Annotated in this window: 6 protein-coding genes; 5 read left to right on the top strand and 1 reads right to left on the bottom strand. The window is 45.3% G+C overall.

Annotated elements, in window-relative coordinates:
* Nucleotides 1–883: 883 nt before the first annotated feature.
* The 3 genes from H8S65_RS20210 (at nt 884) to pflA (ending at nt 7,800) form a co-directional block, all read left to right on the top strand.
* The gene (locus H8S65_RS20210; RefSeq protein ID WP_255489335.1) at nt 884–4,447 is read left to right on the top strand and encodes a DUF6383 domain-containing protein; all 3,564 of its coding nucleotides are present in this window, start codon (nt 884–886) and stop codon (nt 4,445–4,447) included.
* Between the two features lie 361 nt (nt 4,448–4,808).
* Nucleotides 4,809–7,049, top strand: a complete 2,241-nt coding sequence (gene pflB, locus H8S65_RS20215; RefSeq protein WP_186931613.1) for a formate C-acetyltransferase — start codon at nt 4,809–4,811, stop codon at nt 7,047–7,049.
* Between the two features lie 28 nt (nt 7,050–7,077).
* Nucleotides 7,078–7,800 carry a pyruvate formate-lyase-activating protein gene (pflA, locus tag H8S65_RS20220; protein WP_186931614.1) on the top strand — a complete coding sequence of 241 codons (723 nt, stop codon included), beginning with the start codon at nt 7,078–7,080 and terminating at the stop codon, nt 7,798–7,800.
* 2 nt (nt 7,801–7,802) lie between these two features.
* Here the strand turns inward: pflA and H8S65_RS20225 are convergent, their stop codons facing one another.
* Entirely contained in the window at nt 7,803–8,108 is a 306-nt protein-coding gene (locus H8S65_RS20225; protein WP_186931615.1) for a DUF4884 domain-containing protein, read from the bottom strand.
* Nucleotides 8,109–8,384: 276 nt separating this feature from the next.
* Between H8S65_RS20225 and ahpC the strand changes: the two genes are divergently transcribed.
* Together ahpC and ahpF are read left to right on the top strand one after the other, a co-directional pair.
* Complete coding sequence (ahpC, locus tag H8S65_RS20230; protein ID WP_186931617.1) at nt 8,385–8,951, top strand: alkyl hydroperoxide reductase subunit C; 567 nt, start codon at nt 8,385–8,387, stop codon at nt 8,949–8,951.
* A 5-nt stretch (nt 8,952–8,956) separates the two neighbouring features.
* Complete coding sequence (gene ahpF / locus H8S65_RS20235) at nt 8,957–10,522, top strand: alkyl hydroperoxide reductase subunit F (RefSeq protein WP_186931618.1); 1,566 nt, start codon at nt 8,957–8,959, stop codon at nt 10,520–10,522.
* Nucleotides 10,523–10,731 lie beyond the last annotated feature (209 nt).

Below are 10,731 nucleotides of genomic sequence, written 5' to 3' on the forward strand. Positions count from 1 at the left end.
AATGATTTTGTCCATATTTTTTGTTTGCACTTATAATATAGACTTTTATTTTTTAAGCTGTGCTCTTTTATTAATCAAATACACTAAAAGCAGCCATACAGCAAATGTGAACAAGACCCGATCGATTTACATGCCATATTAATCGCAATTAGATGCTATGGTAGTGTCATTTTGTTAGTTTGGAAAAAAACATTTCCCCTCGTCAGTAACGTCGGATTGTTGACCGCCGGCGCCTTCAAATAAAACAACAAATAAAACAAAGCAAGATTATGGTTCGACCACTTGGGTGAACCGGAAAACTGGAACATAAAATAAGTAAACGAAGGCGCAAGAAATTAACAAAAAAAGACATGGGGATTTGCGTGGCTCGAAAAACGTCCGAAAACAGCCTTTTCTTCAGTCGAAACCAAAAAACTTAAAATGCTGAATAATAGGGGAATGGGTTGAAATGGCCAGGATTAAAAATTGTTATTTTTTTAATGCCGAAAACGGGGAAATGTGATTGTAAGCTATTGATGAATAGGGAATTATGAAGACGGGGGAAATGACTAACGAAAACGTACGTTTAAATTCGTCATTTTTCAGCTACAAAAATAGGCATTCCTTTTTAACCGCCAACTATTTCCTGCAAGATTTTTTCCATTTCTATATCCTTTCTTATCAACATGATAGCGAAATGAGGACAAAAATAGCCCTTCTCATTACGAAGCACAAAGAACGGCAAAAAAAATGACTAAAAAAAACGTACGTTTTAGCTCGTCATTTTACAAGGATTAAGAAAAACGGCTGAAAGCCAGCCGTTTCAGAGAACGACATTATAGATTCAATATACATTATTATTAATTAAACATTTTAGATTATGAACAAAAGATTTTCTACTCTTTTGGCTACTGTTCTGGTAGCTGGTAGTAGCTTCTCTGCAATGGCTGCTTCTGTTGAAGTAGATACACTGAAGTACTATCAGATTAAAGCTGACAGTAAAGCTCTTATCATTGGTCAAGGCGAGGATGGAGCTAAGGATAGTTTGGCTTTGATTACGACGCCAACAACCGATGCTTCTTTGAAAGACTACAATGCTTCTCTTTGGCGTATCGATGTTGACAAAACAACTGATCCGACGACTGGTGCGCGTTATGCAGTCGTTAAATTGATCAACAAGAACGGTCAGCAGTTGATCCTTTCTAATGCTTCTGCTGCAAACAAATCTTTCTACTATTCTAAACCGGCTTATGTTTCTACAAGCGGAACTGGGGCTTGGGCTCCGGAAGGGGTGAATTTGGTTGGAGAAGATGAAGTTATCACTGTTGCTGATGGTATGTTTCTGACTACTACTTCTTATAGCAATGGCAAATCTACAGGTCTTTACTTAGCTTACAAAGATGATGCGGTTAAGATTTTGAAGGTAGAACAGGATGGTTCTGTTGATAAATTGCAATTTCCGGAGTCTGCTGGTGCTGATGGCCAATTGAAATTAGTTCCGGCTTTGGCTGCTGATGAATTGGAATTAGCAAGCACAGACCTGAATGAAGATGTAACAACAGATGCATTCTCTTTGAAGTTTACTCCGGATACATTGGCAAGTACGATCGGTAATCCGTTTACGGATAATAAGCTGGTGGCTGTTGATTTGCAGAAAATGTATTCAACGACTGTTTATGATGCTTCTGATTATGAAGCTGCTTTAGAGGCTGCAAAAAAAGCTACAACTGAAGATCAGAAAGTAGTAAAAGAAGCTTGGGCTGCTTTCAAGGCTGAAACAGATGCTGCTATTAAATGGGGGGCTGCAAACGAATTTGACGGTAAACTTGCTGAAAAAGCAGGTAATGCTACTGATATTGCGGCTATGCTTACTGAATTAGGACAGTCGAAAACAGCAGCAGCCGGCGCATTAGAAAAACTTACAGAAGCAGGAGGGGCTAAATTTGATGCTGCTGTAACTGCATTTGATGCTTTGACAAAATCTAATGCTAAATTAGATTTGGCTGCAGGTAAAGATACTGCAGCTTTCCACAAAGCTGTTGCCGATGCTGATAAAGCATGGAAGGCTTTGACTGATTCAACAGCAAATGCTTATAAGGCTATCGAACTGGTTGTTGCAAAACATCTTTCTGATCCGAATGCAACGACAAAAGTTGGTCCTAATTTTTCAGGAACATTATCCGGTGCTGCTGATGCTGATCGTAAAGACATGTTTAAATCTGCTGCTGGTGCAGTATATGTACAATATAATACAACAACTGCAGATCTTTTGGATGCTTTGGCTACTGCTGCAGAAGCCTCTATGGTTAAGACTGCCTCTGCTGACATCATGGAGGGTGCTGCTTCAGGCTATTACGCCCTCGCTATCAAAGACTCTTTGATTGGTGGCAAGCAGGCTTACCTTTGTGTAGATACAAACTATATTGCTCGTAACGAACAATATTTCGGCTTCAAGGCTGATACATTGATGATGGTAGACCCGGAAAATGCAGATAAAGGTGTTGTTGCTGACTTTGGCCAGTGCATCAACTTGTTTGCATTCCAGATGGTTGTGAATCCGCAGAATGTTGAAAATGATGAAATTCTGATCAAGACTTTCATGCCGAAACCGACTGCTGATGGTGAATGGTATTCAGCAGGAGTTACTCCTCAAGCAGCCAATGTTGTACTTCGTACTTTGGCTAAAGACCAGCATCGTGAAGTATCTGTTGCTGATGCTACTAAGCCTGCTGATGCAGCACTTGTAAAATTGTTGAAAAACACAGTTATCACATTCTCTACCCTCGAAGGTCCGAGACCTGACTTTAAGAAGGGTGAAGTTTACTTCATCAAGAGCTTGAAGAAAGAAGATTCAAGAAAACCGTATCGGGTTCTGACTTCTACAACAGGTAATGATATTGTTGGTGCAACTGCTGTTTACAACAATGTTCCGGCTACCCAGTGGTTCGTTTCTACTGTTAGTGACGGTGCTTATGAATTTACGAACCGTGATGCAGATGTAGCATTCTTTAGTAGTACAAAGAAGATCATCGTTAACGACGCTGAAAAGAATATCTATGTAACAGCAGATAAGGACACTCTGGAAATCACTGCCGTTCCTGACCAGAAAGACGAATACTTAGGTTACAAGCACATCAACGATGCCGATAAAGATCATCTGACATTCAAGTTGACTGCTACTAACTTCGTAAATCCGGAAGCTAAATACTACTTGACAATGGGTGCTGACTCTTCTGTAGTTGCTACTGCTGATGCTGACAAGGCTCTGGAACTGAAAGCTAAGAATGGTGGCGAATTAGAGAAATTGAGCGATGCTAACTTGAGCGCAGCTTCTTACGGTTTCGAACTGTACTTAGGCAATGATACGTTGTATTTCAATGAAGATCAAAGTGATCTGTTGTTGTCGAAAGACAAACAATATGCTGACAACGAGGTTAAATTGCGTCGTGTAAACGATAACGCAAACCAGTATGAACTGTTGTGGAGTGAAGGTGGAAAAGTTGCAGCCAATCTGAAATCACCGAAGATTGCAATCGACCAGAATGGCAAAGCTGCTGTTGTTGCTGAAGACGAAATCACCAACTGGGCTTTCAACTTGGAATCTGCTGTAACAGAATCTTATCTGAATATCACAGACGCTCCGAAGAACGTTACTATCTCTCTGATGGGTGACGAGGCTTCTAAGGTAACAGCTGTTAAACCGTTCGCTGTAATCAAACGTACAGGTTTGGAATTGAAGGCTGCTGCTACTGACAACGACTTCGTTCTTGGTTTGGATACTGCTTATGTAAACCGTCCGGACAACTACCGCTATGCTTATTATATCACTAAACCGGTTGATACAGCTAAGGTTGGTGCGTTCGACACGAAGGCTTACATGGTAAGCTATGCTGACTCTATTGCTCATAACAGCGATACAGTTAAATACAATCAGGATGGCCTGACTCGCATCGGTTTCGTTCACGCTAACCGTGTAGAATTCGGTAACAACGATTCTTTGGCTATCGCTAAACCGGCTGCTAAAGCTGCTGATACATTGAATATCGTTGGAAATAAGGGTGTCACACCTGCAACTTGGGCATTCCCGATCGACGAAGACAACGAAGGTTATTACAGAATCGAAGTAGCTCCTGCTGGAAGCTCGTCAGAAAAGACTTATGTAAGCTACCTGAACGGTGTATTGGTATTAGGAAATAAAGAACAGGCTCAGTTGTTCGCAATCAACGACACAGACTTGATTCCGACAGACAACGAAACGATCGCAACATCCGAAGTAACTGTTATCGCTGGCGAAGGCCAGGTAACGATTGCTGGTGCTCAGGGTAAGAAAGTTGTTGTAAGCAATGTTCTTGGCCAGGTAATTGCCAACACAGTGATCACTTCCGACAACGCCGTGATCGCTGCTCCTCAGGGTGTAGTCGTAGTAGCTGTTGAAGGCGAAGAAGCTGTTAAGGCTATCGTTAAATAAGAAATTATAATCAAATAATTCATCGGTTGCGCGGATTAATCCTCCAATTACCCTGCGAAGGCGAACAAGCAACCGGATTTAATATTAATAATACTAAAGTAATGAAATTAAAAGTTCAACTGCTTTTCCCTCTGTGAAGACCGGACAGCAGGCAAAAAACAAGCCCCGACAGTATTCGTGCTGCCGGGGCTTCGTTGTTATTTCCCCCATTGTTTATGTTATAGAAGTGTCGAGGGGGGAAGCCTATGATAAGAAAAACAAGGGGAATTTACGAAAGTAAGGATCTGTAGTTGCAATTTTTTTAGATAGGAGGAAAAGACGTATCTTTGCACGCCTAAACCGAATTAGATAAGATAAGCTTATGAAGTTTGAAAACGAGAACTGGGCGCAGTTCAAAGGAGAGACCTGGAAAAAGGAGATCAATGTAAGAGACTTTATCCAGAACAATTACAAACCTTACGACGGAGACGATACGTTCCTCGTACCCTCTTCGGAGAAAACGAAGAAAGTGTGGAACAAACTGACCGAAATGTTTAAGGTTGAAAGGGAAAAAGGAGTATATGACGCTGAAACAAAACTTCCCCAGGGGATCGACACATACGGACCCGGTTACATCGATAAGGAAAACGAGGTGATCGTCGGTTTGCAGACAGACGCCCCGTTGAAACGCGGTATCTTCCCGAAAGGCGGCATCCGCATGGTCGAAAACAGCCTGGAAGCCTATGGCTATCATCTGGACCCGATGACAAAAGAAATCTTCACCAAATACAGGAAGACGCACAACGAAGGTGTTTTCTCCGCCTATACGGACGAGATGGTGGCTGCACGCCGTTCAGCCATCATCACGGGATTGCCTGATGCTTACGGGCGCGGACGTATCATCGGTGACTACCGCCGTGTGCCTCTGTACGGAACCCGGATCCTGATTGAAGAAAAGAAACGTTTCCAGAAACGTCTCGACATCCAGGAACTGACGGAAGAAATCATCCAGAGCCGTGAGGAGATAACGGAACAGATCAAAGCGCTGAAAGCATTTGAGAAAATGTGTGCCGGTTATGGTTTCGACGTGACACGTCCGGCAAAGGATGCCCGCGAAGCCGTACAGTTCTTGTATCTGGCTTACCTGGCTGCCGTAAAGGACCAGGATGGAGCGGCCATGTCTCTCGGACGTACTTCTACTTTCCTCGATATCTATATCGAAAAGGATATCCGCGAAGGCAAGCTGACGGAAGAGGAGGCACAGGAGTTGATCGACCAGTTTATCATCAAACTGCGTATTGTCCGTTTCCTGCGTACGCCGGAATACAACGATCTGTTCTCCGGCGACCCTGTTTGGGTGACTGAATCGTTGGGCGGACAAGGTGTTGACGGCCGCTCGCTGGTGACAAAGACATCTTACCGCTATCTGCATACCCTGTATAACCTCGGCCCGGCTCCCGAACCTAACCTGACGGTGCTTTGGTTCAACAATGCACCGGACAACTGGAAAAAGTTCTGTGCGAAAGTATCGATCGATACCTCCGCCATCCAGTACGAGAACGACGACCTGATGCGTCCGGACTATGGCGACGACTACGGTATCGCCTGCTGTGTGTCTCCGATGAAGATCGGCAAGCAGATGCAGTATTTCGGAGCCCGTGCCAACCTGGCCAAGTGCCTGTTGTATGCGATCAATGGCGGACGTGACGAGAAATCGGGCGTGCAGGTGGCTCCCCGTTTCGAACCGGTCACCAGCGAATACCTGGATTACGATGAAGTGATGGAGAAATACGAGCAGATGATGCGCTGGTTGGCTAAAGTCTATGTCAATGCACTGAAGATCATCCACTACATGCACGACAAATATGCGTATGAAGCATTCGAAATGGGACTCCATGACGGGGATGTGGAACGTATCCGCGCAACCGGTATCGCCGGCCTTTCTATCGTTGCCGATTCGCTGGCTGCCATCCGTGACACAAAAGTGAAAGTGATCCGTGACGAACGCGGTTTGGCTGTCGACTTCGAACGCGAAGGCGAATATGTGCCTTTCGGAAACAATGACGACCGTACGGACAGCATTGCCGTCGACATAACCGAGAAGTTCATGGAATACCTGCGCCAGCATCAGACGTATCGCAAGGCTACTCCGACACAGTCTATCCTGACGATCACTTCTAATGTGGTTTACGGAAAGAAAACCGGAACGACTCCCGATGGCCGTCCGGGCGGTACGCCGTTCGCTCCGGGAGCAAACCCGATGAACGGACGCGACACCAAAGGTGCTGTTGCTGCTTTGGCTTCTGTTGCCAAACTGCCTTTCCAGCATGCGCATGACGGTATTTCCTATACATTCGCCGTTTCTCCTGCAACGTTGGGTAAGGAACGCGATATCCAGGTGAACAACTTAGTGAGCCTCTTAGATGGTTATTTCACGCCCGATGGCGGCCAGCATCTGAATGTGAACGTATTCGATAAAGACTTGCTGTTAGATGCGATGGAGCATCCGGAGAAATACCCGCAGCTTACGATCCGTGTTTCGGGCTATGCCGTCAACTTCGTGAAACTGACACGCGAACAGCAGCTCGACGTCATCTCGCGCACCATCAACAGTAATTTATAATCATCCATTTTTAATTTTATTTTTCAAAGTGTTGGGGCGCATACATTCATTAGAGAGTTTCGGGACCGTAGATGGTCCCGGAATTCGCTTTGTTGTTTTCATGCAGGGTTGTCCGCTTCGTTGCCTGTATTGCCACAATCCGGATACCTGGGAGGTAAAAAGCGAGACGCCTTATCAAATGGAACCGGAAGCCTTGCTTGCCGAGGTGTTGCGCTATAAGAATTTCATTGCCAAAGGCGGTGTTACCGTGACCGGTGGCGAGCCTTTGCTACAACCTGAATTCCTTAAAGAGTTTTTCCGCCTTTGCCGTGAAAACGGCATTCATACGGCGTTGGATACTTCCGGCTATATCTGTTCCGGCAAAGCGTTGGAAGTGCTCGGACAGGTCGATCTGGTTCTGTTGGATATCAAGACGATCGACGCCGGTCTTCATCCCCGTTTGACGGCTGTAAAACTCGATAACACTTTACGCTTTCTTGATGAACTGGAGAAACGCGGCATCCCCGTATGGATTCGCCACGTGATCGTGCCCGGCCTGACGGACGATGATGAAGCCCTGAGCAAGCTGGCCGAATATATCAGTTCATATAAAGTGGTTCAGAAAGCCGAGCTTCTGCCTTATCATACAATGGGAGCCTACAAATATGAGGCACAGGGCTTGGATTATAAGCTGAAAGGTGTGGAGCCGCTTTCAGCAGAGCGCCTGGCCAATGCTAAAGCGATCTTTAGGAAACACGGGATAACCGTATAAGCCTAATCGAGTGTCTGCTCTTTGATGATGATCGGTTTGCGGCTGATCATCCGGTTGACTGTGCGGACGCTGTCGCTTTCAACACTGGTAACATCTCCCTCGCAGTTGGTGAAATAGATGTAATGTCCCATATCCATGAAACGATAGACCTTACACCCTTCGTGTTCGAACAGGTATTCGACTTGATAAGTGGAATTGTTTACCGGTTTTTCCTTTGTAAGGGGTATTTGTGAGACGCATGAAGAAAGCCATGCGCTGCAAACGAGCAATAGACCCGCTGAAAATGTATACAAACTTGCTCTTCTCATCTTCGAATATTTTTAAGTTAACATCCAAAGGTAACAATTAAAGAATCACATGGTATGACCGAAAGGTATTTTACCTACAATTAGGTATATTTTTATTGTTCCGGAAAACATAACTCTGTTCCATATTGTCATATTAGACGAGTGTGCTTGCCGATAGCGGTCCGTCTATCGGCAGATAAAAATTATCAATTTGAAAAATTCTTTCAATCAGCATCTTACAATTTACCTTTGCACCGTAATCAAAAAATAGTAGTAACAAATTAAATAGTAAAAATCATGGAACCGATTATCAATTCACAAGTACCCGAATTCAAAGTACAGGCTTTTCAGAATGGTAATTTCAAGACAGTAAGTAACGAAGATATCAAAGGCAAATGGGCTATCTTTTTCTTCTATCCTGCCGACTTTACGTTCGTATGTCCGACCGAATTGGTCGACATGGCTGACAAGTACGGCAAATTTCAGGAAATGGGTGTCGAAGTATATTCCGTAAGTACAGACTCGCACTTTGTACACAAAGCATGGCATGATGCTTCCGATACGATCCGTAAGATCAAATATCCGATGCTGGCAGACCCGACAGGAGCATTGAGCCGTGCATTCGGTGTGATGATCGAAGAAGAAGGTATGGCTTATCGCGGTACGTTCCTGGTAAATCCCGAAGGAAAGATCAAGATTGCCGAAATCCACGATAACGGTATCGGCCGTAACGCAGACGAATTGCTTCGTAAGGTAGAAGCTGCCCAGTTCGTTGCTTCTCATCCGAATGAAGTATGTCCTGCCAAATGGAAGAAGGGTGAAGCTACATTGAAACCGAGCATCGACTTGGTAGGTAAGATCTAAAGGTTATGTTAGACTCAGCAATGAAAGACCAGCTTTCGGGGATTTTCTCCGGGCTGGCATCCCGATATGTATTTGATATACAGGTCGCTCCCGGTCATGAAAGCCGCCAGGAGTTGATAGACCTGCTTAGCGATGTGGCATCTTGCTCGGATCATCTGTCATGCAGCATTGCCGATGGTGAAGGGCTCCAATTTACAATTGTAAAAGACGGTACGCCTACCGGTATCCGGTTTCGGGCAGTACCCAACGGACATGAATTTACATCCTTGCTATTAGCGATCCTGAACAGCGATGGAAAAGGAAAAAATATACCGGATGAAAGTATCTGTGCCCGTGTCAGAGCCTTGAACGGCCCGATCAAACTGACGACTTATGTTTCTCTTACTTGTACCAACTGTCCGGATGTGGTGCAGGCACTCAATGTCATGGCTACTCTCAACAGCCGGATCACCCACGAAACGGTGGATGGCGCCATCAACCAGAAAGAAGTTGAGGCCATGAAGGTTCAGGGAGTCCCTTCTGTTTTTGCCGATGGCAAACTGATCAACGTGGGCCGCAGCGATTTCGGAGAATTGCTTTCCAAACTCGAAGCCCAGTACGGAATGAATGAGGAGGTTGTTGATAACTCTGTTGAAAAACCTGTTAAGAACTACGATCTGATAGTCGTGGGAGGCGGTCCTGCCGGTGCTGCTTCTGCTATCTACTCGGCACGTAAAGGCTTGAATGTAGCTGTTATAGCCGAACGTGTCGGCGGACAGGTCAAGGAAACGGTCGGTATCGAGAACCTGATCTCTGTTCCTCAGACTACCGGCCAGCAGTTGGCAAACGATCTTCTGACACATATCAACGACTATCCGGTCGATATACTGGAGCATCGCCGTGTAGACAAAGTCGAACTGGACGGATCAGCGAAACTTCTGACCGCCTCTACCGGCGAACGGTTTTCTGCTCCTGCCGTTATCGTGGCGACAGGTGCGAGCTGGCGCAAGTTGAATGTGCCGGGTGAAGCGGAATATATCGGAAGAGGTGTCGCTTTTTGCCCTCACTGCGACGGCCCGTTCTATAAAGGTAAGCACGTTGCGGTTGTCGGCGGTGGAAATTCGGGTATCGAAGCGGCTATAGACTTGGCGAGCATCTGTTCGAAAGTGACGGTTCTGGAATTTATGGACGAACTGAAAGCCGATCAGGTGTTGCAGGAAAAAGTGAAGAGCCTGCCGAATGTGGAAGTATTCCTGCATTCCCAGTCTTTGGAAGTGATCGGTAACGGCGATAAGGTGACAGGCCTTCGTGTCAAAGACCGTAAGACGGAAGCGGAGCGGGTGATCGACCTGGATGGCATCTTTGTCCAGATCGGCCTGGCAGCCAACAGTGGCGTGTTCCGCGACGTTGTCGAAACGAATAAACCGGGTGAGATTGTAATCGATGCGCATTGCCGGACAAATGTTCCCGGTATCTATGCCGCAGGCGATGTCTCGACTGTACCCTACAAACAGATAATCATAGCAATGGGAGAAGGGGCAAAAGCGGCTCTGTCTGCTTTTGAAGACCGGATGAGAGGTTTAATCGGTTAGTATTTAGTATTTGCTATGAATGAAGGGGCTGTCCAAAAAGTGTGACAGCCCCTTTTGCTATTGTTTATTTCGGTAAAAAGTAGTATCTTACCGTTGCAAAAAAACAAACATTATAGCAATGGCTAAGATAGTATTTAAAGAGTTAACATCCAACCAAAATGTACTTTTTCCGGTTAGTTTATCGGAAAAGATAGCTCCCAATCATCCCG

Source organism: Parabacteroides hominis, from assembly GCF_014287585.1.
GTDB lineage: Bacteria > Bacteroidota > Bacteroidia > Bacteroidales > Tannerellaceae > Parabacteroides > Parabacteroides hominis.